The sequence below is a fragment of the Pseudomonas sp. FW215-R2 genome, assembly GCF_058789255.1.
In genome coordinates, this window is sequence record NZ_JBYTBO010000004.1 from 290,681 (window position 1) to 316,598 (window position 25,918).

Here is a 25,918-nt window from a genome sequence, read left to right on the forward strand (position 1 = left end):
GTTCCGCCCCGCCGGGTGCAAACGGAAAAGGATCAGTGGCATCCGCGATTCGGGTTTTTTCGCCAGTCCATCGAACTTTTGCGGGCTATTCGGCACCAACCGCGTTAGAAGACCGGCATCGGTCGAATTGAATGAGGAACGCTGGGTATGAATTTCAGAAAAATGGCTATGCCGATGGCGGCTGTGGCTTTGCTGGCATTGGCCGGTTGCTCGACCCCGACGGTGGTGACGTTGCAGAACGGCACGCAGTATTTGACCCAGGACATGCCGAAGACCAAGTCCGACGATGGTTTTTATGAATTCCGGGACATTTCCGGCGCGAAGATCCGCGTGAAGTCCGACGAAGTGGCCACGGTGCGCAAGGAAGATTGACGGTTACTCCATCAAAAAAGGCTGCAATCCTGTTGGAGCGCAGCCTTTTTTGCATTCTTCAGCGGGGTAATGCCATGCCCGGAAGGGTGCCGTCGCAGTTCAACGCGCGTTCACCGCGCCGGACCATTTCTTCCTGCAAGCGCTGGCAACGTTGACGCTCCTGTTGCGCCATGCGGTCGATGCTCAGGTTGCCGGTCATTTCGGGCTCATTGTTTTCGCCGATACGAACGGTCACGAACGGTTGTTCGGGCTGGATATGAAAGCGGCTTTTCTCTTCAACGGGTTTGACTTCATCGCTTTCGACCGGCTTTGGCAATTCATCGGTACTGACGCCATAGCGGCTCAGAATCGAGCTGTGAGGCAGATCGGCCCAGGCATTGGCCGAAAGCAGCGCCAACCCGACGATACCGATATACCCCTTGAAACCTTTCACGTTTGAATCTCCTGTACTCAATGGCGGCTTGCCTATACATGACGGTTACATCGTCATTGGCTTTAGTCCGCATTTCCTGTTGGTGCAGGGGTTTGAGTCAGGTAGTGGCCAATGAGTCACTTTTGATGTGGAGAGGGAAAGAATTCCCCCTCCACCGTCACCCTCAGGCGATCACGATGCCATCGGCACTGAGACTGCTCAGCGAAACCCCGACCAGCGTCACGGAATCACCGCCGAACTTCAGCACCGTATCCTGCCCCACCGAGGTGGCATGGGCGCGGAAGTCATCGCCCGGCAACACGCCCTGCACACCGAGGAACACCAGTTTGTCGTTGCCGGTGAATCCCACCACCCGGTCCTGGCCGAACGCGCCGTTGAACAGGAACGTATCCGCCCCGCCGCCCGACTCCATCAGGTCATTGCCGGCACCACCGACAAACACGTCGTTGCCCACGCCACCGATCAAGTGATCGTTGCCGTCCAGGCCGAACAGCCAGTCACCGCTGGCGTGGGCCTTGAGGGTGTCGACGCCAGTGGTGCCCTTCACGCTCGACTCGTACTGAGTGACGTTGTTGCCGACCTTCAGGCCATCCGCCGTGACGCTGTGGGTCACGTCGTCCTTGAACAGGCCCCAGAGGAAACCCGGCTCCTTGGTGACGATGCTGCCGATGTCGCGGGTGATGCTGATCCCGCCGTTGGCATCGCGGATGTACAGGTTGCCGGCGCCGTCGTTGGCGAAGTCGAACTTGTTCACCGACTGCTGCAAGTCGAGGGTGTTGTTGCCGGCGCCGCCAAGAATGACGTTGTAGCCGCCGCTGTCACGGAACGTGTCGTTGCCGGCGCGGCCCTCCAGGTAATCGTTGCCGCTGCCGCCCTGGATCAGGTCGTTGCCGTCGCTGCCGATGATAAAGGTGCTGCCCTTGTGGGTTTCGGCGTTGCGGTTGAGGTCCTGCACCCAGGTGTTGGCCCGCGCCGGGTCCGACAGGTTGGCGACGATGATCGTCGAGTCACGGCTGGTGAGGTCGTAGAACTTCGACTCGATCACCCGGTTCATGCCATCGCCGTAAGCGGTCGGCAGGTGCGAGATCCAGGTCGGGACGTTGACGATCGAGAATGGCAGCACGTTCCAGACGTTCGAGGCGTAGTGGTCGTTGAAGCTGACGATGTTGTCGGTCGCCGAAACCTTCGACGCGTCATGCACGCCGAGGGACGCACCGGTGAAGGTCGAACCGTCGAGCGCGCGGAACACCGGATCGTTCTCGTAGCCGACGTTGAGCACTTTGTCGGTGCTGCTTTGGGTCGGCGAGGCGTAGGCGATGTAGTTGGAGTCCTGGAAGAACCCGCCCCATTTGCTGCCGCTCAAGTCCGCCATGCTGTTGACCGCCAGGCCGCCGAGGCTGTGGCCGCTGACCAGCACGTCCTTGCCGGTGAGACCGTTGGCCTTGGCGAAGGCCACCACATCGTTCAGCAGGTTGCCGAAGGCTTCACCAACGTAGTTCTTGGCGTAATCCTTGGGGCCGAACGCGGCGAGCAGGTCATTGATGGCGTCGGCGATGGAGTCGCCGATCAGGATCTCCCGCGGGCCGCTGGTGCCGCGAAAGGCGATGCCGATTTCCGTGAGATGGCCCTGAGCGTCGTATTTGCCGAGGATTTCCACTTGCGCGCTGGTGTAGCCGGCCTTTTCGCCGAAAAAGGTCCCGCGAGCATCGGTCTTGCCGTCATAGCCCAGTTGCGAGGCGGTGATAGGCGTCCAACCAGCCTTTTTCACGGCGTCGAGGGCGAGTTTTTCCGAGTCGGGGTTCCACGGGAGTCCGGGAATCACACCTTGCGAATCCGTGCCGCCGATCAGCGCCGAAACCAGCGTGGCCGGCAGGCCGAGGCCGAAGCCGTTGTGCTGATACCCGACAGCGAAACCGTTGTCGAGGTTGTGATAGGAGTACAGCGTGATGGCCATGGCATCAGTGAACAACGCCTTGGAATCCGCTGAGCTGAAGTTCTTGTAGTCGTACACACCCATTGCTGTTGCCTCTCTCTTTGTTGGAATTATTCAGAGATAGCTCACAACCAAAGCGCCCCTCCCGAGGCGTTCCGGAGCATTTCAGTTACAACATTTGTGTCATGCAACCCCAATGGGAACCACCGCAAGCCGCGGTGGTTCCCACACGGAATCAGGCGAACACGAAACTCGAGTCGGACAGGTTAGCCACACCCACCCCGATCAGGGTCACGGCATAGTCGCCAATCTTCAGCACGGTATCGGCGCCGGACTGCGAAGCGTGTTGCTTGTAGTCGTAGCCCTGCCCTGCGCCCTGAACGCCCATGAACACCAGTTTGTCGCTGCCCTGGTAGCCATTGATCGCATCGAAGCCGAAGGCGCCGCTGAACAGGAAGGTGTTGTTGCCACCCACCGCACTCATCACGTCGTTGCCGGCGCCGCCGACGAAGGTCACATGGGCTTTGTCGCTGAACAGGTGATCGTCGCCGCCCAGACCGAACAGCCAGTCGCCGTCAGCGGTGGCCTTCAGCGTGTCGCCGAAAGCACCGCCATTGAGCGAATGGTTGTACTGGGTCAGTTCACTGCCATTGGCCAGGCCTTTGCCGGTGACGGTCCAGGTGATTTCCTTGCTGCTCCACCACGACCCCGACTCCTTGCTCACCAGTGCGCCGATGTCGCGAGTCATGCTGATGCCGCCGTAGGCGTCGCGCACGTACAGCGTGCCGTCACCGTCGTTGGCAAAACTGAAGTTCTGCAACGGCTTCTGCAGATCGAAGGTGTTGTGGCCCTGGCCGCCGAGCAGAATGTTGAAGCCACCGTCATCGCGGAACAGATCATCACCGGCGCGGCCTTCGAGGAAGTCGTTGCCCGCCCCGCCCTTGAGCCAGTCGTTGCTGTCGGTGCCGATGATGAAGGTGCTGCCGGTGTGCGGCTCACCACTGCGGCCCAGATCTTCGACCCAGGTCTTGCCCCGGGATGACGCTTCCAGGTTGGACACGATGATGGTCGAGTCCTGGCTGGTGAGGTTGTAGAACTTCGAGTCGATCACCCGGTTCAGGCCATCGGCATACCCCAGCGAGCTGTGAGCCGACCAGTTCAGCGGATTGACGATGCTGAACGGCACCAGGTTCTGCGCGGTGGACGCGTAGTTATCGTTGAAGTTGACGATGTTGTCGGTGGTCGAGTCGTGCGGCTTGTCGTGTTTGCCCATCGACGCCGTGCTGAACGTGGTGCCGTCGAGCACACGGAACACCGGATCGTTCTCGTAGCCGATGTTCAGCACGTTGGTGCCGGTGCTGCTTTGGGTCGGCGAGGCGAACGAAATGTAGTTGGCGTCCTTGAAGAACCCGCCCCAGTTGCTCGCGCTCAGATCCGCCACGCTGTTGACCCCGAGACCGCCGAGGCTGTGGCCGCTGATCAGCACGTCCTTGGCGGCGATGCCATGGGCCGTGGCAAACGCGGCCACAGCCTTCAGCAGGTTGTCGAAGGCGTTTTTCGCGTAGTTGGTGGCGTAATCCACTGGCCCGATGGCTGCCAGCAGGTTGTTTTTCATGTCACCGAAGGTGTCGCTGTAATCCAGCCCGCCCGTGCCGCGAAAGGCCACGCCGATACCGATCAGCTTGCCCGCCGCGTCGTATTTGCCGAGCACTTCCGCCTCGGCGCTGGTGAAGCCGTCCTTCTCGCCGAAGAACGTTCCTTTCGCGTCGGTCTTTCCTTGATAACCCAGTGCCGTGGCGCCCAGTGGCGCCCAACCGGTGCCGGGCAAAGCCTGCCCGGTCGGCGTGTAGGAATACAGCGTCAGTGCGATGGCATCGCTGTACAACGCTTTGCCGTCGGCATTTTTGTAGTCAAACAGTCCCATGTCGTGCTCTCTCTTCCTTTCAAAAACGGCAGTTCTTTGCCGAACTGCCGCTACACCTTAGAACTGCCAGTCCAGCGTCAGGCCCACACCGTGGTCCTTCTCGTTCGAACCGATCAGTCCGTTGTAGTCCAGGTTGACCCGGACATCGCGATTGAGCGCCAGGCCGGCACGAACGCCGACCACTGCCGCATCGCGATCCATCGACGCACTTTGCACCGTGAATGCACTGTTGCCATTGACGAAGGCCAAGTGGCTGTCGGAATCCACGCTGCTCAGGTTGTGCTGCCAGCCCAGTGTCGCGCCCAGTTCCAGCTGATGTTTGTCCGACAGGGCAAACGTGCGCTTGGCGCGGACACCGAGGGTCGACAGCACGGCGTCGCGGTTATCTTCACCGCCCTTCAGTGCGGCGGCATCACCCTTCTCGGTGAAGCTGTCGCTGTTCAGGTGCACGTAAGCCAGGTTGGCGAACGGCTCCAGATTCATCGGTTGCAGACCGAGATCGTAGGCTGCTTCTGTGAACAGTTGCGCGGTGGTCGCATCGCGTTTGGTTTTCTGCTTGCCGCTGACACCGGCAAATTGCAGATCACGTTTGACGTCGATGCGATGCCAGCTGTAAGCCGCGCCGGCGGTCAGACGCAGGGCATCGATCTGATGCCCCAGGTACGCACCCAAGTGATAACTATCGGCCGATGCAGACGAATGTGTACCTTTGCCCATGTTCAAAGAGCTGTCGCTATAACCGGTAACGAAACCCAGACGCGTATCTTCAGCGATCAGCCCGTCGACACCGGCCAGCAAGCCACCAATGGAGCTGTTGGAGTCGGCATTTTTATAGCCGCCATCGCTCTTGCCCCAGGCGCCCAGCACTTTAAGCCAGGCGTTGCTGCGGTCATCGGTCGGTGCACCGGCGTCGAACAGGTCACGCTCGCGCAGACGTTCGCCCACGGCATCGCGCAGGTAATGGCTGTCGTTGATCAGCATGGTGCCGATGGCCGGGTGAATCTCGCCGGACAGTTGCTGGAAGGCATCCTGCGCGACAGCGGCAGTCGGCGACAGCAACAGGGTTTCGAACAACGCATTGCCCGCGCCCAGACGTTCGGCGGCTGCACCGACGGCACGCTGGTTCGGGGTCAGGCCGACGCTGGCGAACGACGCACCGTTACGCCCGACGTCCAGTTGAACACCGCCCGAGGAGTAATCGAGGGTGCCGCCGAGAAACGCATAACTCGGCAAGACCTGACCGAAGCGCCCTTGAATGCCACCCGCCGCCTGCAGAATGTTGAACTGGCTGCCGAGCAGGGATTTCACCTCGCCGGTGGTCAGCAGCGTCGGGCTGTTTTCCAGGGTCAGGGCGACCGTTGCGCCCTCGATGGTTGCAGTGCCGCCAGCGACAACGCGGTCGCTGCTGGTCGGCGAGACTTCGACGGAATAGGTCGAACCCGGTTCGAAGGTCACGTCACCGGCCACGTTCAAGGTGCCGATGGAGTTGCCCGGCGCGACGATACCGCCGCTCTTCGCGGTCAGTGCCGCGATGTGCCCGTTACCGCCGAGGATGCCACCATCGTTGACCGTGACCGCCGATTGCAGCGAGCCATTGATCGCCAGTCGCCCCTGATTGACCAGGGTCGGACCGGTGTAGGTGTTGGCGCCGGTCATGACCAGGGTGCCGATCCCTTGCTTGGTCAAACCGCCGTGGCCGGAAATGTCGTTGCGCCAGGTGTCGAGACCGCAGGTGATGTCGGTGCACACGCGCTCGGTGGGTTTGCCGGCGTCGATGATCGCGCCGATGCCTGGCAGGTCGGCCACGAACTGGCCGGAGCCATAGGCACCCTGGATGCGGAATTCTTCGGGAATGTCTTGCTCGGTGACGAACATCGCCGGGCCGTCGATGGCCTTGCGCAGGTTGATCATGCCCCAGCCGTACAGGGCGTCGATGCCCGGTGCGCCAAGGTCAGTGGCCGTGGTGCGCAACACGCTGGCAACCTGATCACCGGACATGTACGGGAAGCGCTCCATCAACACCGCCATGGAACCGGCCACGTGTGGTGCGGCCATCGAGGTGCCGTTGTAGTTTTTGTAGCCGGTGGTCAGGTTGTCGGCGTTGGTGCCTTCAATGATCGAGCTGTAGATTTTCGTACCCGGTGCCGAGACGCAGAAACTCGCGGTGTAGCCGCAGCGCGAAGAGAACGTACTCATGATGTAGGGATTGGCACTGGCCAGATCCGGGTTCTTTTGCAGTGCGGCGACGGTGATCCAGTTCGGCGCGATGTCCGGCACGAAGTAACCGAGGCCGGCGATGGCGTCCGGGTTGTTCAGGTTGTAGTCGTTGCCCGCCGCGAAAATCGTCACGATACCGCTGCGCGCGGCGGCGATTGCACCGTCGTAGGCGCCGCCGGGTTTGGTGCCCAGCAGTGTGCGGATCTCGTTGAACTGCAATTGCGCGTCGTTGACGGTGAAATGCGGGTACGCCGGGTCACGGCCGCCGAGATCGAAGCGGTCGGTGATACCGATCCCCCAGCTATTGTTGATGATCCGCGCGCCACTGGCGATCAGGGCATCCCAGCCGGCCTTGTACACCGCGCCGTCGTTGCCGCGCACGATACCGTCTTCCGGGCCCGGGTCGCCGTTGTCGGCGCTGATGATCTGCGCACCGAACGCCACGCCGTGCATCGGCCCACCGTCACGGCTGCCGGCGGCGATGCCGCCAACGTGGGTGCCGTGGGCGCCGAGCTTGCCGTCGGAACCGACCGAGGGCGAACCGTCATAACGGAAAGCGTCCCCGGCTTTGACCGGGATGTACGGGTCGGTGTATTCACGAATGCCGCTGGTGACCAGGGTCACGACTTTATTCGGCCCGGAAAACTCCGGGTGCGCGGCGTACACCGGCTGGTCGAAGATCCCCAGCTTCACGCCTTTGCCGGTGTAACCCGCGGCGTAGGCGTAATCCGCGCCAATCGCGCCCAGGCCCCAATCCGCCTGGAATTCGGCGCTGCGCCAACTGGCGGCATCCCCTGCCCGGCCGCTTTCCACATAGGGCGCAGCGTGTGCGCTACCCCAGGTGGCCAAGGCGCAAAGCAAGGCGCGATTGAGAGTTTTCAGGCGAAAGCATCCACCCGATTGCGCGGGGGTGTTGTTATTTTTCATCCAGCGACCTTCCTTAGTGATGTTGCACAAAATCCGTCTATTGAAGTGATCGTTCCCACGCCCTCCCCGTTGATCGTTCCCACGCTCTGCGTGGGAATGCCTCTAGGGACGCGGAGCGTCACGGGCTGCATCCCCACGCGGGAGCGTGGGAACGATCATCTCTCGGTGAGTCAGAACTGCCAGTTCAGGCTCAGGCCGACGCCGTGACTCTTCTCACGGTTGGCCAGTTGTCCGGTGTAATCCAGGTTGATCCGCACGTCGCGGGTGACTGCCAGGCTGGCCTGCACGCCGACCAGCGCCGCGTCGCGCACCAGCGGCGTGCTTTCGACGCTGTACGGCGCGCTGCCGCTGGCGAAACGCAAATGCTGCTCGGCCTCGATGTCCGTGAGGCTGTGCTGCCAGCCGAGATGGCCGCTGACATCGAGTTTTTGCGTGCCCGACAGGTTGATTGTCTTGATCGCCCTGACGCCGAGGGTGCTGAGCACCGCGTCACGCTGGTCGCCGCTGCTTTTCAACGCCGCAGCGTCGCCCTTCTCGGTGAAACCGTCGCTGTCCAAATGCACGTAGGCCAGATTGGCGAACGGCTCCAGGGCCAGTGGTTGCAGATTCAGTCGATAGGCCGCTTCACCAAATACCTGTGTGGTGGCGGCATCGACCTTGGCTTTCTGTTTGGCGCTGACGTCGCCGTATTGCAGATCACGTTTGACGTCGGCGCGATGCCAGCTGTAGGCCGCGCCGGTGCTCAGACGCCAGTCGCCGATGTTGTGCCCGGCGTAAGTGCCGAGGTGGTAACTGTCGACCTTGGCCGAGGAATGCGTGCCAGAACCCATGCTCAACGAGCTGTCGCTGTAACCGGTGACCAGACCGATGCGGGTCTGCTCGTCCAGCGCGCCGTCGACGCCTGCCAGCAGGCCGCCGATGGATGTGCTGTAGCCGGCGGTGTCGTGTTGCGAATCGGTCGTGCCCCAGGCGCCGAGGGCCTTGATCCAGCCGTTGCTTTGCGCGGCGTTTGCGTCGTGCAGGCGTTCGCCGATGGCGTCGCGCAACTGACGACTGTCGTTAATCAGTACCGAACCGAGGGCCGGGTAGATTTCCCCGCTCAGTTGCTGGAAGGCTTGCTGTGCATCGCTGGCGGTGGCCGACAGCAACAGGCTTTCGTACACGGAGTTACCGGCGCCCATGCCTTCGACGGCGCTGGCCACGGCCCGCTGGTTCGGGGTCTGGCCGACGCTGGCAAAAGACCTCGCGTTGCGTTCGACATTCAGCGCGATGCCGTTGCCGCTGTACGCGAGACTGCCACCGATGAACAGGTAATCCGGCACCACGGCGCCGAACTGGCCCTGGATGCCACCGGCCGCTTGCAGAATGTCGTACTGATGACCGAGCAGGCTTTTCGCTTCAGCGGTGCTGAGCAAGGTCGGGCTGTTTTCCAGCGACAGACTGACGGTGGCGCCGCTGATGGACGCCGTGCCGCTGGCGACGATGCGATCGCTGGCGTTCGGTGACAGCTCCACCGCGTAGGTCGAGCCAGGCGCGAAGGTCACGTCACCGGCCACATTCAAGGTGCCGATGGAGTTGCCCGGTGCCACGCGACTGCCGCTGTTGGCGATCAGTGCGCCGATTCGGCCGGAACCGCCGAGGGTGCCGCCGTCATTAACCGTAACGGCGGACGTCAGCGAACCGTTGACGCTCAGCAGGCCGCCATTGACCGTGGTCGGGCCGCGATAGGTGCTGTCGCCGGTCAGAATCAATTGCCCGGCGCCGGACTTGATCAGGCTGCCCTGATACACCCGATTGGCGGCGGCCGCATCACGGGCCATGCCGACAGCGTAATCGGTCTGGTCCTGTTGGCTGGCGCCTGCCGAAATTCCGTTCTGCCAACCTTTGCTTTGCAGGGTTTGCTGCCAGGCACTGTGCTCGGCGAGGTCTTCGCTCTGACGCTGGATCAGCGCCTTGTCGGAGATGTCGTTGCTCCACACATCGCGTTGCCCGGTGGCCAGATTCGCGTCGAACGCGCCGAGCAATTGCCCCGGTCCGCCCATCGCCCGCTTCAGGTTGGCGACGCCCCAGCCGACCCGTTCGGTCGGTGCGCTTGTCACGCTGCCGTCGAGTTGAGTGGCGGTGGTCAGCAGCACTTCCAGCGCCTGCTGGTTGTTCATGTACGGGTAACGCTCCATCACCAGCGCCAAGGCGCCGGTAGCATGGGGCGCGGCCATCGAGGTGCCGGACTTGATCGCGTAACCGCCGTCGGGAATGGTGCTGTCGATCTTTGCCCCCGGCGTGGTGATGCACCAGTATTTGGCGATGCCGCACTGGTTGTACTTCTGCTGATTGCTCTGATCCAGCCCCGACACGGCCAGCCAATGGCCTTCCAGGTCCGGCTGAAAATACGGCAGCGCCGAACGCACGCTGGCGTTGGGGTAACCGCTGTTGCCGGCGCTGAACACGTTGATCACGCCGCGGCGTGAAACATCGGCGGCGGCATCGAGCCAGGTGCCTTTGTTCCAATGCTGAGCGTAAGCGGCGTGCAGATCGGCCAGGGTTCGATAGCTGACATCCGGCGGCTGACTGCCCCAACTGTTGTTGATCGCCCGCACGCCGGCATCGGCCAGTGCGTCGTACACCGCTTTGAAATAGCGCGGGTCGGGATTGGGGCCGAACAGAAAACTGTCGTTCTTGTTGGTGTTGCCGACGTAGATCTGCGCATTGAACGCCACGCCGTGCATCCCGCTGCCATCGCGGAAGGCGCCCATGGTGCCGACCACGTGCGTGCCGTGAGAATCGTTGTTCGGGTTAAGCGTGCCGTTGACCGTGAACAGCGAGCCATCGACATAGCTGCCGCTGGCCGATACCGGGTGATACCGGTCGCTGGCGAACTCGGGATGGGCCGCGTCGAAACCGGAGTCCAGCGCGCCGATCTTCACGCCCTTGCCGGTGATACCGGCGGCGTAGGCCTGATCGGCCTGCATCCGGTCCAGCCCCCAGTCCCGCAGGAATTCGGCGGAGCGCCAACTGGCTGGATCGCCGGGTTTGCCCGAATCCACGTATTGCGCCTGGGCCGGGTTGATAAAAATCACAAGCAACAGGGTGCCGACCGAAGCCGGCTTGAAGCGTACGTCCATGTTCACCACTCGTTTTTGTTGTTTTGTGTAAAAACTACGGTGCTATTGCGTCCGTGGGCCTTGCCCGAATGCTTCGTCCACCCGAGCCAGATCCTGCTCGCTCAAGGTGCCCGCGTAGTAATGCAATTTGGTCCAGGCCATGAGGTAGTCATAGCGGGCCTGGGCCAGATCGCGGCGGGTGGTAAACAGTTGTTGTTCGGCGTTCAGCGCGTCCAGGTTGGTCCGCTCACCGCCAAGAATGCTTTGCTTGGTCGAGACCACCAGCGCCTCGGCCGACGTCAGGGCTTTCTGGTAGGCGCGCAGTTTGTTGACACCGGACAGGCAGGCACTGAACTGGCGACGCAGTTCGATCAGCGTTTCGCGGGTCTTGCCGTCCAGTTCGTATTCGGCCTGCTCCATGGTGCGGCTGGCCTGACGGGTCGATGCCGACACCCCGCCACCGGCGTACAACGGCACGTTGACTTCGATGCCGATGGTGTTGGTGTCGTAGCGCTGGTTATAGGTGTTGCCGCTTTCCGATTCGTTCTGGCGCATCGAGGCGTAGGCACTGACTTTCGGCAGGTGCCCGGCGCGGTTGCGCTCCACTTCATAACGGGCCACTTCCACTGCCTGGCGCTGTGACGCCAGGTTCGGGTTGTTGCTGATCGCCAGTTCGTGCCAGGTGTCGTAGTTGGCCGGCATCAACGCGAAGGTCTGGAAGTTCTGATCCAGCGGCGCCAAATCGGTGATGTCCACTGTCGGCACACCAACCAGCGCACCCAGTTCACGCAGCGCGGCATCCTGTTCGTTGCGGGCCTCGATTTCCTCGGCGGTCGCCAGTTCATAGCGCGACTCGGCTTCGAGAATGTCGGTCCGCGTGCCTTCGCCCTGCTTGAACATGTGCTCGTTCTGCTGGAACTGCTGCTCGTACGCCTTCTTCTTGGCCTGGGCGATGTCGATCTGATCCTGAGCGAACAAGGCCTTGGTGTAGTTGTCGAGCACCCGCACCAACAGTTCCTGGCTCTTGCCCCGGAAGTTCTCGTCGGCAAACAGCGACTGCGCCACACCTTTGCGATACGCGGCGTAGGCCTCGTAGTCGAGCAACGGCTGTTGCAGGGTCAAGTTGGAGCCGTAACTGTTGTAGTTGCGGTTTTCCGTAAAGTTGCCGCGATCGGTGAGCTGCGTGACCTTCGAGGTGTTGTGGCCCTTGTTGTAGTTGTAACCGACTTTCGGCAACAACCCGGCGCGGCCAATGGCCCGGTTTTCAAGGCCTGCATCACGTTCCTTGATCGCGCCGAGGAACACCGGGTCATTGCGCAACGCCTGTTCGTAGATCTCGAACGGCCCCATGGCCGCCACTGCACTGTTGCCCGCGAGCAGCGCGAACGCTGCCGCCAGCATGGAAAGCTTATTCATACAGCCGAACATCCTTATTCTTCAGTCAACGCGGAGCCGGCCCGGTCGAGCAGCGGTTTGAACAGGTAGTTGAGGAGTGAACGTTCGCCAGTGCGCACGAACATTTCCGCCGGCATGCCGGGCTTGATCACCAGGCCGTTGAGTTTCTCCATGGCCTGATCGCTGACGCTGCTGCGCAACACGTAATACGGCACGCCGGTTTTCTCATCGACCATCTGGTCGGCGGAAATCAGGCTGACTTCGCCGGGAACACGCGGTGTCTTGCTCTGGTTGAATGCGGTGAAGAGGATGTCTACCGGCAGGTGCGTGCCTACCTTGTCGATCAGGTTGATCGGCAGGTGCCCTTCCACTTCCAGGCGCGTGCCTTGCGGAACGATTTCCAGCAGGGTTTCGCCCTGACGGACCACGGCGCCTTCGGTGTGCACACCGAGGTTGACGGCCACGCCGTCCGACGTCGCCACGATCTCGCTGTGTTGCAGATCGAAACCGGCGGAGGTCAGTTGTTCGGACAGGGTGACGCTTTTCAGTTGCGCGTCGGCCAGTTGGGTGCGGACTTCCTTCTGGTATTCCTCGCCGTGCTGTTGCAGTTTCAGGCGCGACTCAAGAATGCCCTGCTCTACCCGGCCGCTTTCGCCGGTGTTCTCAGCCAGCTGCTGCTGCACTTGCGACAGTTGACGCTGATATTCCATCAAGCGGTTGCGCGGGATGTAGCCGTTGTCCGCCAGCGGTTGCAGATTGCTCAACTGCTGTTGCAGGGAGTCGGCCTGGGCGTTGAGATCGGTACGGGCGCGGCGCATGCCGGCCAGTTGCGAAGTGGCGCCTTCGATACTGGCGCGCAGTGCGGCCTGCTCGCGGGAATACGCTTCGCGGCGGCTGCTGAACAGTTGGCGCTGACCTTCCAGCACCAGGGCCAGGCGCGGGTCCGCGTTGTCGCTCAGCTCTGCCGGAAACGTCACCTGCTTGAGGTTGTCGCGCTCAGCCTGCCAGCGCGCAAGGCTGGCCCATGCCATGCGGTACTGCGCCTGCAGCGACTGCACATCGGCGGCGACCTGGGTCTGGTCGAGGCGGAACAACGGCTGACCCTGTTTTACGATCTCGCCTTCGCGCACCAGAATCCGGCTGACCACACCGCTGCTCATCGACTGCACAGCCTTGCGTTTACCGGAGACCACCACCGTGCCTTGCACCGGAATCCCTTGATCCAGCGGTGCCAGTGCGGCCCAGGCAAAGAAACTGCCAGCGCCGGCCAGTGCCAGAATCCAGCCCATGCGGGCGAAGAATTTAGCGTCGCGCTCAGGGCGTTCGGTGATGTACGCGTGTTCCATCGTTGCTTCGTTTTCAGTGTTCATGCTCGCGCTGCTCATACACCCGAATTCCTTGTCGTGGGCTGGTACTGCCGGCTCAAGCTGAGCCCGCCCGGTGCCTGCGCGGTTTTTTCAGTGGGTTGTGGCTGTTGTTGCGCCTGGTTGCCGGACAACGCCTTGAGCACATCCTGGCTCGGGCCGAAGGCTTGCAGACGGCCATCGGCGAGTACCAGCAATTTGTCGGCCTGGGCCAGTACCGAAGAACGGTGCGTCACCAGCACCACCGTGGTGCCCTGCGCCTTGAGTTGCACGATGGCGCTGGACAATGCGGCTTCGCCGACGGTGTCGAGGTTGGAGTTCGGTTCATCCAGCACCACCAGGCTCGGTGTGCCGTACAGCGCACGCGCCAGGGCTACACGTTGCTTCTGGCCGCCGGACAGACCGCTGCCATCCTCGCCCAGTTGCGTGTCATAGCCCTGCGGCATGCGCAGGATCATTTCGTGTACGCCGGCCTGTTGCGCGGCGGCCACCACCTTCTGCGGGTCAGCCTCGCTGAAACGGGCGATGTTCTCGGCGATGGTGCCGCTGAACAATTCGATGTCCTGCGGCAGGTAGCCGATGTATGGGCCGAGATCATCGCGATTCCAGCGATGAATGTCGGCACCGTCCAGGCGAACCGTGCCACCGAGGGTTGGCCACACGCCGACCAGCACCCGCGCCAGTGTCGATTTACCGGAACCGGAAGCACCCAGTACGCCCAGCACTTCACCGGCCGCCAGATTGAAATTGACCATGTGCAAGGTCGCGGTACGTTGCCCGGGTGGGCCGGCGCTGACTTGTTCGAAGGTGATCTGGCCCTTTGGCGGCGGCAGCGCCATGGCGTCGTCGCTCGGCGGATAAGCCTGCAGCAGGGAGTCGAGTCGGCGGTACGCCAGCTTCGCCCCGCTCCACTGTTTCCATACGGCAATCAACTGGTCGATCGGGCTGAGCACGCGGCCCATCAGGATGGAACCGGCAATCATCATCCCGGCGGTCATGTCGCCCTTGATCACCAGCAAGGCACCCAGGCCCAGCACCAGCGATTGCAGGCACAGGCGCAAGGTCTTGCTCAGCGAGCTGATCACCGCGCCCGTGTCGCTGGCCTGGTTTTGCAGGCCGAGGAAGCGCGAATGCACCTGGAACCAGCGTTTGCGCAAGGAACCGAGCATGCCCATGGCCTGAATGGTTTCGGCGTTGTGCAGGTGGCTGGTGGCCAGCTGGCTGGATTTTTGCGAATAACCGGCGGCTTCGCCCAGCGGCTTCTTGGTCATGTATTCGTTGAGGCACGCCAGGGCGATCAACAACAGCGCGCCGGCAGTGGCGAGGACGCCGAGCCAGACGTTGAACAGATAAATCACAAACAGATAGACCGGAAACCACGGCGCATCGAAGAACGCGAACAGCGCAGGCCCGGTGACGAACTGGCGAATGTGGGTCAGGTCGCCCAGGGACTGGCCGGCATTGCCCTCGCCTTTGAACAGGTTGCGCTCGAACGCGGCCTGATAGACCCGCAGGTTGAAGCGGCGCTCCAGCTGGCTGCCGATGCGGATCACGATGAAGCTGCGCACCACTTCCAGCAGGCCGATGAACGCGAAGAATCCCACGACCATCAGCGAGAGCATCGCCAGCGTGGTTTCGTTTTGCGAAGACAGCACCCGGTCATAGACCTGAAGCATATAAATAGAGGGCACCAGCATCAGCACGTTAATCAGTGCGGTAAAGCATCCGACGCTGATCAGAATGCTTTTATAGTCACCCAATGCCTTGAATAAGGGAGCGGTGGCTGGGGCCTTCGCCATCTTCATTGATTATTCCTGAAATGATATTCCCCGCCGTGCTTGGCGAGACTTCAATTAATAGCCCGCACACGGGGCGGGACATACACCGACAGTGTCCGCTTACACTTCGATAACAACTTTCGCGATTAAAACCGGCGTCCGTGTTATTGAAGAGAGCCTTATAACTGTCACGGGGTGCCTTATATTTAAACTGTGAGTCGGTTCCGGTGATCAGGGCTGTTTGGCAGCTCGCTCAAGTGTAATCACCAGGCCTGACTTCAAAGTGCTCAGATAAAGCCCATCACGTTGTCGGCTGAAAAACTGGATTCTTGAGCCTTCCTTGCCGGTGATCGAAAGACCGTCCGGATCGGGAAACCAGCCGATGGCGCTGTCCTGCAGCCATGCGCTCAGGCAGTCGGCGCCCTTGCCCAGCGTCTGGTTGGCTTCAAGGTCGATCAGGCAGGTGTTCGACGGTTTGTCTTGCAAAGCCTGGGCTTCGGGAGCGTCGTTGCGGTCGCTCAGGGTCGCTTGCCACTGTCCGGCAAATACCGATGGGTCTTCGAGTCTCAGGCTGCTTGCCATAGTTGTTTCTCCAGAAATCATCATCAGCACCGGCAACAGGTACGCCGCCGCTTTGCGGGTAAAAGCGAATTGGATCATAGGAAATTTCACTCCGGCGCGTAGCCTTGCTTACCAGCCAAAGCGATGCAAGTGAAGAAAGCGGCGCATCACGCGCCGCTTTCCCGGTTCACATCACGCCACGATGTCGCTGAGCGCTGCCTGGCCAACGGTGCTGACCTGGAAATCAGCCACGCCGTGCCCGGAGAAGTCCACCGAGAGCAGGCTGTTGCCGCCCGAGGAAGTCAGGACTGCATCGCCCGCCGCACCGGTGAAGGCGCTGACGAAGTGCAGGCCTGCGCCTTTGGTGATACCGGTCAGGTCGATTTTGTCGAGACCGCTGACAAAGTCGAGGATCTGATCGATCGCACCTGGCTTGGAGTCGGAACTGGCTGCGAACACGAAAGTGTCCGAACCCGAGCCGCCCCACAGCTTGTCGGCGCCACCGCCGCCCCAGATGATGTCGTTGCCGGCACCGCCCTTGAGTTCGTTGGCTGCGCTGTTACCGATGATCAGGTCGTTGCCCGAGCCACCGATGGCGTTCTCGATGGTGACGCCCTTGGCGATGGACACGTTGCCCACCAGGCCGCCAACGTCGGAGAACGAGGCTTCATTGAGGTTGATCTTCTGGTTCTGGGTGAAACCCGAGAAGTCGAAGGTGTCTTTGCCGCCCGCATCCCACACCGAGAACACCAGCTTGTCCGACGAAGAGGACGCGCTGAGGAAATCGCGACCGGCGTTGGAGTTGAAGCCGTAGGTGGTGTCACCGGTACGGGTGGTCAGATTGGCGCCGTAGAGCTTCTGGATCGCGGCAATGTCGTCCATCAGCGGGCCGGAGGCATAAGCTTCCACACCACCCTTGCTGAAGTTCTGGCTGGTGTTGCTTTCACTCCAGTAACTCATGAGGCTGTAGCCGCGGGTGTCTTGCCCGTAGGTCGCGTCATTGTAGGTCGGGTTGCCGGTCCCGGCGTTGTAGTCGCCAGGGTGAGACAGGCCCAGGGTGTGGCCAATTTCGTGGGTCAGGGTCTGACGCCCGTAGTTGTTCAGGCCCGGGGTTTTGTTGACGTCGTACCCACTGCCGGTCAGGTACCAGGACTGACCGTCATAGCCTGGCTCGGTGCCTGGCAGGAAAGCAAACGCCGCCGCGCCTTCCTGGCCGCCGCTGTAGTTACCGAAGGTCATGTGACCGTCGCCACCTCTGGCTGCTTCGGTAAAGGTCACGTTGGCGACATCGGCCCAGGATTGCATGGCGAGCACGGCCTGGGTTTTCTGCAGGGCGCTGAACTGACTGAAACCGGTGACTCCCAGGCCGCTGAAGTTGGCGGTTTTGGACGTCAGAAAGGTATAGGTCAGTTCGATCTTGCCGCTGCCGTCGAGGTCGTGCCAGGAGGCACCGTCTCGCAACAGTTGGGTAGCGGCTTGATCCACCGAGAAGGAGGGTTTGCCATTGACCGTGAGGTTGCCGCCACGATCGTACTGATGGCTGAAGCTATTGATCTGGTTGAACGCCGAGCTTGGCGCGGCCAGTGGTGCCGCGTTCAGCTGGAAAGCCTGTTCGGCGGTATCAATAGCATTAGCTTTTACTTTCGACATAAACACACTTCCTTGTTTAGCAATGGAACAGTTTTTGTCCGATAGCGACAACCTCTGGCGAGATTGTCCTATCACTCGCCCAATGAAGGCGTTAGAAACCTGACACAATTTGAAATCTAACGTCTAGCGTTTTTTTGAGATCAAATTGAACTATTCCGGGAAAGTCCCGTAAACAAAGCGCGTGCGGCGGGAAGAATGTTGTAAGTGTGGTGAGTTTGCCTAATTGTCTGACGATTTCTTATTTAAATATTAAATATCGGTAAGTTACTTTTTGTTAGACGCGTCTCACTTTCCTGCACTTTATTAGTGCGGTGCCAGCGAAGTGATATCAACCAAATAAACACAAGTTGCAGGCGTCATATACCGCTGCCGGAGCGGAGGAAAACCCGCTCCGGCAGATTTTTCAGCTGCCGGTACGGATCTTGTTCCAGACGCGAGTGCGGATCCGGTCGATGTTCAGCGGCATGGCTTCCAGCGCGAACAATTTGCCCATCATTTCCGGGCTCGGATACACCTTGGTGTCGTTCTTGATGGCGGGGTCGATCAGACTGTCGGCCTGTTCGTTGCCGTTGGCGTAGTGCACGTAGTTGCTGATGCCGGCCATGACGTCGGGCTGCAGCAAGTAGTTCATGAAGGCGTAACCGGCCTTGGCGTCTGGCGCATCGGCGGGCATGGCGACCATGTCGAACCAGATGGCGGCGCCCTCCTTGGGAATCGCATAACCGATATCGACGCCGTTCTTGGCTTCCTTGGCGCGGTTCTCCGCTTGCAGGATGTCCCCGGAGAAGCCGACCGCCACACAGATATCGCCATTGGCCAGGTCGCTGGTGTACTTCGAAGAGTGGAAGTAGCTGACGTACGGCCGCACTTTCATCAGCAGGGCTTCGGCCTTTTTATAGTCTTCGGGATTCTTGCTGTGATGCGGCAGACCCAGGTAGTTGAGCGCCGCTGGCAGCAATTCCGGGCCGTTATCGAGGATTGCCACGCCGCACTTCTGCAGTTTTTCCATGTTTTCGGGCTTGAAAATCAGGTCCCAGGAATCCACCGGCGCGTTATCGCCCAGCACCGCCTTGACCTTGGCGATGTTGTAGCCGATGCCGGTGCTGCCCCACAGGTACGGGAAGCCGTGTTCGTTGCCCGGATCGTTCGTCTGCAAGGCCTTGAGCAATACCGGGTTGAGGTTCTTCCAGTTCGGCAACTGGCTCTTGTCGAGCTTCATCAGCGCGCCGCCCTGAATCTGCCGGGCCATGAAATGGTTGGACGGAAACACCACGTCGTAACCGGATTTGCCGGTCATCAACTTGCCGTCGAGGGTTTCGTTGCTGTCGTAGACGTCGTAGGTGATGCCGAGACCGGTGGCCTTTTCGAAGTTTTTCGCGGTATCCGGCGCGATGTAGTCGGACCAGTTGTAGACCTTGACCGTTTCCGCTGCCTGAGCAAGGGAAGCGGCGAGCATCAAGGGGGCGAGAGCGAGGGTCTTTCGGATCATGGATCGATTCCTGTATTGGCTATTGTTGTTGGCAGGCAATCAAAAGGATCAAAGCGTCAGAAAATCAGGACGTAGGTCTTGCGCACGGTCTCCTGGATATCCCAGATGCCGAGTGTGTTGGCCGGCAACATCAGTGCGTCGCCACCTTGTATGTGCAGGGTTTCGCTGCCGTCGTCCGGGGTGAAGGTGCAGCGCCCGGAAATGAAGTGGCAGAACTCCTGGGCGGTGATCTGCCGCCGCCAGCGCCCGGGCGTGCATTCCCAGACGCCGGTTTCGACGCCGTCGTCGCGCTCCACACTGGTGGTCGACGCAATGGCCACTGGTGTGCCGAGCGGCACGGCCACCGGATTAGATTCGTCCAGTGGCAGCGTGGCGGTGTTCTTGAATTGGGTGATGCTCATGGCGCTTCCTGTCTTAAAGGCTGTCTGGAATTAAACGACGTTTAGTGCATGAAACCTTCCATGAACCCGGCCACCCGACTGGCAAGTTTGCGCCGCCAGGGTGCGGTCGCCGGGTTGGCCAGGGTCTGGTCTTCGTGGACGAAGCTTTTGATGATCGCGTTGTAGCCGAGCCAGCGGCACGGTTCCGGCTCCCACGCCCGCAGCGCATGGATCCCCCCGTCCGGCAGCACCCAGGGCTGGTGAACCAGTTCGGTATCGCGCTCGAGAATCAGGTCAGCCAGGGTGCGACCGCCCAGGTTGGAAGCCCCCACGCCCTCCCCGCCATATCCGCCGGACAACGCAATGCCGTTGGCCCGATCACAAAGCATGTGCGGTTTGAAATGCCGCGACATGCCGAGGTTGCCGCCCCAGGCATGGGTGATTGCGGTGTTTTTCAGTTGCGGGAACAGTTCGCCAAACAGATAGCGCCGCAGTTCCACTTCGTCACGGGTCAGATCAAAGTTGTGCCGTAACTGGCCAGCGAACTGATAGCCGCCACGGGCACCGAAAATCAGCCGATTGTCGGCGCTGCGCTGGCCGTAGGTGACCTGACGGCTGAATTCACTGAAGGCCTGGCCACGATTGAGGCCGATTTCGTCCCAGGTCGCGGCAGATAACGGTTCGGTGGCGACAATCAGACTCTGCACCGGCAATTGGTAACGCCCCAGCGGCGGCAATGTCACCGAATAGCCTTCGATGGCGGGAACAATCCAGCGGCTGCGCACGCTGGCCTTGTCGGTGCGCAGACTGCCCGCCTGCCAGTGGGTTACGGGACTGTTTTCGTAGATCTTCACGCCCATGCCTTGAACGGTTCGGGCCAGGCCGCGCACCAGTTTTGCTGGCTGAATGGTCGCCACGTGCGGGGCGAAGATCCCGCCGTAAGGCTTGGCGACGCGAATCTGCTGGGCCAGTTGTTCAGGATTGAGCCAGCGATAATCGTCGTCGGTCAGGCCCTGGGCATGCAGCTTGTTCAGATAGTCGCGCAGGCTGGCTTCCTGTTCCGGATAGCGCGCAGCGCAGTAAAGCACCCCGCCCTTGCGGTAATCGCAGTCGATGCCCTCGCGCTCGAGCACGACTTCCACTTCATCAGGAATGCTGTGCAGCAGATCGAATGAGGCGCGGCGCTGTTGTGGCGACAGGCCTGCCAGCAGGCGATCTTCGCCCAGCAGATTGCCCATCAACCAGCCGCCATTGCGACCGGACGCACCGAAACCGGCGGTTTGCGCCTCGATGATGGCGATGTCCAGGCCCGGCGCGTGTTTCTTCAGGTAGTACGCCGTCCAAAGCCCGGTGTAACCGGCGCCGATGATTGCCACGTCGACGTCAAGGTCTTGTTCCAGCGCCGGGCGCGCGGTGAGCGGCTCGTCGAGTTGGTCCATCCACAAACTGATAGTGCGCCACGCCGGCATGCAAGACTCCGCCAATCCAGGTTTCGATGGCGTCGATCCTAGTGGCTGACCTCAGTGACTGTCTTGCGCGCGTGTCCGCAAAGAAATTTGCCTGGCGTAGGCCTTGGGCGACTGGCCAGTGTGCTGGCGAAAACAGCTATAGAAAGCCGATAGCGAGTTGAACCCGGCGGCAAACGCCAGCTCATCGATGCGCAGTGGCGGCGTGGCGTTGTCCAGCGATTGCAGCAAATGCTGGAGCCGCGCCTGATTGACGTAGCGATAGAAGCTCTGTCCCAGCACCTGGTTCAGCAGATAGGAAATCTGGTTGCGGCTGTAACCGCACTCCTTCGCCACCCGCTGCAGATCCAGTTCGGGATCGAGGTACGGCTGCTGACGCTGGAAATACTGCTGCAGGTCTTCGGCCATGAAACTCAACTGGCGTGGCGACAGGCCCAGTCGGCTCGCCGCTGGACGCTGACTCGGTGCCGCAGCGCTGGAGCCCTGCTCACGCACCAGTGATGCGTACTCATTGACTCGCCAGATTTTCGCGTCCTTGACGGTAATCGCTTCGCTGGAACGGAACGACACCAGGCCATTGCCGCCACGCAGGGTCACTTCGTATTGAATGAACGCAGTGTTGCCGTCAATGCGGATCCGGTCGCAATGCTCCAGCGCTTCGTCGGATTCACGGGGCATGCTGACACGAACGTACTCGCGCAGTTCGTCGAGGCCGAGCACGCGGTTCTGGAAGAAGTCGTTGTACTGGATGTCCGGATGGTAAAGCGCCATGACGCCATCCAGGTCCCGGTGTTTCCAGCTCAGGTGATAGCGCATGACCGTTTCGGCCGTGGCCTGGGTCTGTTGCGGGCCGTCATCATCGGCGTGCATAAGGGACTCTTGGAAAAAGAACCGAGCTTGCCCAACTTCTGGCGCGGCATCAACCAGCCGGTGGTGATGGCACTTTGGCAAGGTTTTCGTCGACCATGACTTACATCAAAAAAATCCCTGCAATCGCCAAATGGCCTGAAAATTCTCACAGGTTTTTCACATCCAGATGCTACTTTTAAGGGCAGTCACCGGTTGAGCCAATGAAGGCTCTTCCCACCTACCATGAGCAAACGGAAGCGCTCGATGAAGAAGGCGGGCAACACATGAATAAAGGGTCAAGCAAGGTTACGTTCCCCAATGCCTGCCAGCTGATGCGCTGGCATTTTCATCCCATGGGTTTCGAGGCCACGATGGACGCGCCGGGCAGCATGATCGCCCGCCTGTTCGATCGGGCCAGCGGCGAAACCCTGATCGCCATTGCCGGCATTCCCTGTGCCACGGTCATGAATGCTGCGGATGTCGAACGAATAATCGAAGCCGTGGAGGATGAGCTGGAAGCGTTTGTTCCTCCGGAATCTCTCAGGAGTTACGCCTAAGTTATTGATCTGAATTAAAAAGCCCGCTGTTTGCGGGCTTTTTTGTGGGCGCTCGCTTCAGGCGGTTTTCTTTTCCGGCCGGTGATCGACGAAGAACGGCTTGCCCTTGGCGACCCGATCGGAGGCGCGCGGCATGTTCACTGCCTGGGCGTCCTGCGGTTCGACGTACCAGTAGCAATGACTCACCGCCCGGGTGATGCCGACATAGGCCAGGCGCAGGATTTCGTCCTTCTGCGCGGTGTCGTAAGGCTCGTTGTCGCCGGCCTTGCCCAGCCCGGCCATGCGGTAGACCTGATTCTTGTACGGCGAACTGGTCAGGTGCTGACAGTCACCGAGCAGGAACACCGCATCGGCCTGCAAGCCTTTGGCGCTGTGATAGGTCAGTTGCTTCAAGCGTCGGGACTCGTACGGCAAGCTAGAATCAACATTAACTACAGACTGAATATGCTGCTCTATCAATGACTTATCGCTGCTTTTTCGATAAAGCATCAGGATTGAATCGCCGTTTCTGTAGTGCTCCGCCAGGCGCTGGCCGAGTGCTTGATCGTCGCGCTCCAGTACGTTGACCGGTTGCAGCGGCTTCTCCTCGCCGCTGGCCTTGGCTTTCTTGCCGGGAATCGCCGGCGCCGCACGGACGATGTGCTCTGCCGCGTCGATGATGTGCTGATGGCTGCGATAGTTGTCGCTGAGCATCACCCGCGTGGTGCTCGGCGATGAAAACTCCTTGTTGAACTCCATGAAGTAACTCGGCGAACTGCCGCGCCAGCCGTAGATCGACTGCCAGTCATCCCCCACGCACAGCAAGGAAGAACGCTGCGCCCCGCGCCCGACGTGCATGGCCGGGCCACGGCTGCGGATTTCCGCAAGGCTGGCGCGAATCCACGAAACGATCTGCGGCGACACGTCCTGGAATTCATCGATCATCAGGTGCGACATGGGCCGCAGCAGTTCATCGCTGAGCAGTTTGAGGTTTTCCGGCGAGTGCTCGCTGAACAGCGCGAACATGCGGTTGTAGGTCATGACCGGTGGTTTCTGATCGAGCAAATGATCTTCCAGCGCGCGCCAGAACAGGCTCAGCGCTTCAAAGAAAAACCGGTCCGGATCATCCTTGGCGAAACTCATGCGGCCAACGGCGTCCGGTACATCCAGGCCCAGGTTTTCGATAAAGCCGGCGGCGGCGACAAAACAGTCCAGCAACGGCGCGGATGCGAGCTCGCCCTTGACCTTGTAATCGAAGCCCGGCCCGGCACTGGCATCACCTGCCAATGTGGCCAGGATGCGCTTTGATGACTCGTAACTATCTATCCAAATCAATGGCTTACGGCAGAAAGCTTGAAACAGGGTGCGCTTGACTGCCCACTCTGCACGGACTGTCAGCTTGGCGTTTGGGCGGCAGACTTGCGGATTTTCGCGCGGATCGAAGCCTAAAATGACCCAGGCATCGAGGCTTGGAATGTAGCCATGACAGTGGAAGTTCGCACCGTTGATCTCGAAGGTCTGGCGGTTCGGCTCGACACCCTTGATCGGCCAGGCACCGGCGCGGAACCACAAGTCTTCGATCACGTCGCACAGTTCTTCGTCGCGCTTGGCGGCCAGTTCGGTCACCGCCATGCGCTTTTGCACGTCCGGGTGATCGCGTTCCAGCTCCTTGAGCTGCAAGGCATGCCGGGACAGTGGCTGGATCAATTGCCGGAAACGCTCGTCCTCGGTGTAGAGACGGTGATAACAGGCGTTGAGCTGCTGCCGCTGGGCGTCGTTGATCCGCAGATCAAACGGGTTGCTGTCGACGTCATCGTCCCCGCCCTGCGGCCGGAGGCTGAGGTTTTCAAAAGCCTGCAAACGCTCGAACCCCGGCAGGCTGCGAACCATCGGCAGAATGCGCGAGTGAAAGGTTCGCACCAGATCCCGGGCGGTTTTGTGGCTCAGGGCCTGACCCCAAAGCGCAAACAGCTCAATCAGTTTGTTGATGAAGTCCTTGCGCGACTCCCGGGTGAAGGTCACGACGGTCATCGAATCCAGCTCAAAGCCCAGATAATGCGTCAGCAGCAGAATGCGCAGCACCAGCGTGGTCGATTTGCCAGCACCCGCTCCAGCAATCACCGACGTTGACGGCGTATCACTGAAAATCATCTTCCATTGCGCAACGCTCGGCTGGGCATGGGCCGGCAGCAAGCGGGCGACGTCAGCCTTCATGCGCTTCTTCAGCTCGGCCGTCAGTGGCAGACGCCAGTCATCGAACAGGTGGTTGTCGATGCTCGGCGCGCGATGTTCGGTGCTGCGGCTGTCGCGGATCAACAACACCTGACGGCCCTCTTCCAGGCCGTCAGCCTTGCCTTCCTTGTAACCATAATCGACCCCGGCGGTGTGACCGCTGCGAAAGCCATCGGCCTGGCCGTGCAGCCACGAAGCCCGATGCTGGGCGCGCAGTTGCGTCAGGCCGTGCCCCAGGAAACGCGCCGCCAGGCGTTTGAACCACGGCATCTCGGCCAGGGGACGAAGTTCGGGAGGAAGATCGGGGGTGTGTTGCGCCACGCTGACGGACTCCAGGAGGTGAGGCTGTTGGGGGCTATGGTGTCTGCATTTGCCCTTGAGTTCTAGCGAAATGCTTACAGGTCATCGAGTTAGGCGATGAACTGAAGGCTGCGTAAGAGCGTTTCGAGGTTTATAACATCAATCAATTCGATGGGAATGCAGCACTTTTTACGCTTTTTCTCGATTGTTGGCTGATAGATGATGCTCGCCATCAATCACCGGTCTCGCTTCGTGGCTGCGGCCGAAACGCCCCATGACGAACCTTTTGAGGAGAAGATCATGCTTGAACTCAGACCCTTCAGCTCGCTGGGCGGCGCCCATCACGGCTGGTTGGATGCCCATCACCATTTTTCGTTCGCCGAGTACTACGATCCACAGCGCATGAGCTGGGGCAATCTGCGGGTGTGGAACGACGACATCATCGCCCCGGGAACCGGTTTCCCCACTCACCCGCACCGGGACATGGAAATCATCACTTACGTGCGTGAAGGTGCGATCACCCACCAGGACAACCTGGGCAACAAGGGCCGCACTGAAGCCGGCGACGTTCAGGTGATGAGCGCCGGCACCGGGATCGCCCACAGCGAATACAACCTGGAAGCGACCGCTACCAAGATCTTTCAGATCTGGATCATGCCGACCGAAACCGGTGCACCACCTTCGTGGGGTGCCAAACCGTTTCCCAAAGGCGAGCGCGAAGGCTTTGTGACCCTCGCCAGCGGCAAGGTCGGTGACGATGAGAGTCTGCGCATTCGCGCCGATGCACGTTTGGTGGCAGCCACGATCAAGGCCGGGGAAACCGCCGAGTATCGCCTCGATGCCGGACGTCGCGCCTACCTCGTACCGGCCACCGGCGTGATTGAAGTCAACGGCTTGCGTGCGCAAGCTCGAGACGGTGTCGCGGTGAGTCATGAGCCGGTGCTGACCGTCACAGCCATTGAAGACAGTGAAATCGTGTTGGTGGATCTGGCCTGATCGGCTGAATGGCGG

At 60.7% G+C, this 25,918-nt stretch carries 18 protein-coding genes; 3 read left to right on the top strand and 15 right to left on the bottom strand.

Features of this window, described 5'->3' with window-relative positions; genetic code table 11:
* Positions 1-147 precede the first annotated feature (147 nt).
* Positions 148-372: a YgdI/YgdR family lipoprotein gene (locus AC3WRD_RS08095; RefSeq protein WP_096820406.1), complete on the top strand. Its 225-nt coding sequence runs from the start codon at positions 148-150 to the stop codon at positions 370-372.
* A gap of 58 nt (positions 373-430) precedes the next feature.
* On the opposite strand, the gene AC3WRD_RS08100 is transcribed toward AC3WRD_RS08095, so the two are convergent.
* The 14 genes from AC3WRD_RS08100 to AC3WRD_RS08165 all read right to left on the bottom strand — a co-directional run bounded on the left by AC3WRD_RS08100 (position 431) and on the right by AC3WRD_RS08165 (position 21,860).
* On the bottom strand, positions 431-805 hold the full coding sequence (locus AC3WRD_RS08100) for a hypothetical protein (protein WP_096820405.1): 375 nt from the start codon (positions 803-805) through the stop codon (positions 431-433).
* A 163-nt stretch (positions 806-968) separates the two neighbouring features.
* Positions 969-2,822, bottom strand: coding sequence for a polyurethane esterase (locus tag AC3WRD_RS08105; RefSeq protein WP_102619851.1), 1,854 nt, complete (start codon positions 2,820-2,822; stop codon positions 969-971).
* A 151-nt stretch (positions 2,823-2,973) separates the two neighbouring features.
* On the bottom strand, positions 2,974-4,662 hold the full coding sequence (locus AC3WRD_RS08110; RefSeq protein ID WP_102619850.1) for a polyurethane esterase: 1,689 nt from the start codon (positions 4,660-4,662) through the stop codon (positions 2,974-2,976).
* A 57-nt stretch (positions 4,663-4,719) separates the two neighbouring features.
* Positions 4,720-7,806, bottom strand: a complete 3,087-nt coding sequence (locus AC3WRD_RS08115; RefSeq protein ID WP_102619849.1) for an autotransporter serine protease — start codon at positions 7,804-7,806, stop codon at positions 4,720-4,722.
* A 170-nt stretch (positions 7,807-7,976) separates the two neighbouring features.
* Positions 7,977-10,928 carry an autotransporter serine peptidase EprS gene (gene eprS / locus AC3WRD_RS08120; RefSeq protein ID WP_102619848.1) on the bottom strand — a complete coding sequence of 984 codons (2,952 nt, stop codon included), beginning with the start codon at positions 10,926-10,928 and terminating at the stop codon, positions 7,977-7,979.
* A gap of 42 nt (positions 10,929-10,970) precedes the next feature.
* Positions 10,971-12,335: a TolC family outer membrane protein gene (locus AC3WRD_RS08125; RefSeq protein WP_096820400.1), complete on the bottom strand. Its 1,365-nt coding sequence runs from the start codon at positions 12,333-12,335 to the stop codon at positions 10,971-10,973.
* 2 nt (positions 12,336-12,337) lie between these two features.
* Entirely contained in the window at positions 12,338-13,687 is a 1,350-nt protein-coding gene (locus AC3WRD_RS08130; protein ID WP_096820399.1) for an HlyD family type I secretion periplasmic adaptor subunit, read from the bottom strand.
* Positions 13,684-15,471 carry a type I secretion system permease/ATPase gene (locus AC3WRD_RS08135; protein ID WP_102619847.1) on the bottom strand — a complete coding sequence of 596 codons (1,788 nt, stop codon included), beginning with the start codon at positions 15,469-15,471 and terminating at the stop codon, positions 13,684-13,686. The genes AC3WRD_RS08130 and AC3WRD_RS08135 overlap by 4 nt, the downstream gene beginning before the upstream one ends.
* A gap of 204 nt (positions 15,472-15,675) precedes the next feature.
* Positions 15,676-16,104 carry an AprI/Inh family metalloprotease inhibitor gene (locus tag AC3WRD_RS08140; RefSeq protein WP_158243853.1) on the bottom strand — a complete coding sequence of 143 codons (429 nt, stop codon included), beginning with the start codon at positions 16,102-16,104 and terminating at the stop codon, positions 15,676-15,678.
* Positions 16,105-16,197: 93 nt separating this feature from the next.
* Complete coding sequence (locus AC3WRD_RS08145; protein WP_096820397.1) at positions 16,198-17,655, bottom strand: serralysin family metalloprotease; 1,458 nt, start codon at positions 17,653-17,655, stop codon at positions 16,198-16,200.
* 403 nt (positions 17,656-18,058) lie between these two features.
* Positions 18,059-19,144, bottom strand: a complete 1,086-nt coding sequence (locus AC3WRD_RS08150; protein ID WP_102619846.1) for a polyamine ABC transporter substrate-binding protein — start codon at positions 19,142-19,144, stop codon at positions 18,059-18,061.
* 56 nt (positions 19,145-19,200) lie between these two features.
* A complete protein-coding gene (locus AC3WRD_RS08155) occupies positions 19,201-19,545 on the bottom strand; it encodes a cupin domain-containing protein (RefSeq protein WP_102619845.1) in 345 nt (114 codons plus the stop codon).
* Between the two features lie 41 nt (positions 19,546-19,586).
* Positions 19,587-20,993: an NAD(P)/FAD-dependent oxidoreductase gene (locus AC3WRD_RS08160; RefSeq protein ID WP_102619844.1), complete on the bottom strand. Its 1,407-nt coding sequence runs from the start codon at positions 20,991-20,993 to the stop codon at positions 19,587-19,589.
* 51 nt (positions 20,994-21,044) lie between these two features.
* Positions 21,045-21,860, bottom strand: a complete 816-nt coding sequence (locus tag AC3WRD_RS08165) for a helix-turn-helix domain-containing protein (protein WP_102619843.1) — start codon at positions 21,858-21,860, stop codon at positions 21,045-21,047.
* Between the two features lie 263 nt (positions 21,861-22,123).
* Between AC3WRD_RS08165 and AC3WRD_RS08170 the strand changes: the two genes are divergently transcribed.
* Positions 22,124-22,396, top strand: a complete 273-nt coding sequence (locus AC3WRD_RS08170; protein WP_096820481.1) for a DUF1652 domain-containing protein — start codon at positions 22,124-22,126, stop codon at positions 22,394-22,396.
* Positions 22,397-22,453: 57 nt separating this feature from the next.
* On the opposite strand, the gene AC3WRD_RS08175 is transcribed toward AC3WRD_RS08170, so the two are convergent.
* Positions 22,454-24,928: a UvrD-helicase domain-containing protein gene (locus tag AC3WRD_RS08175; protein WP_102619842.1), complete on the bottom strand. Its 2,475-nt coding sequence runs from the start codon at positions 24,926-24,928 to the stop codon at positions 22,454-22,456.
* A 279-nt stretch (positions 24,929-25,207) separates the two neighbouring features.
* Between AC3WRD_RS08175 and AC3WRD_RS08180 the strand changes: the two genes are divergently transcribed.
* Positions 25,208-25,903 carry a pirin family protein gene (locus AC3WRD_RS08180; protein WP_085731268.1) on the top strand — a complete coding sequence of 232 codons (696 nt, stop codon included), beginning with the start codon at positions 25,208-25,210 and terminating at the stop codon, positions 25,901-25,903.
* The last annotated feature ends 15 nt before the right edge of the window (positions 25,904-25,918 follow it).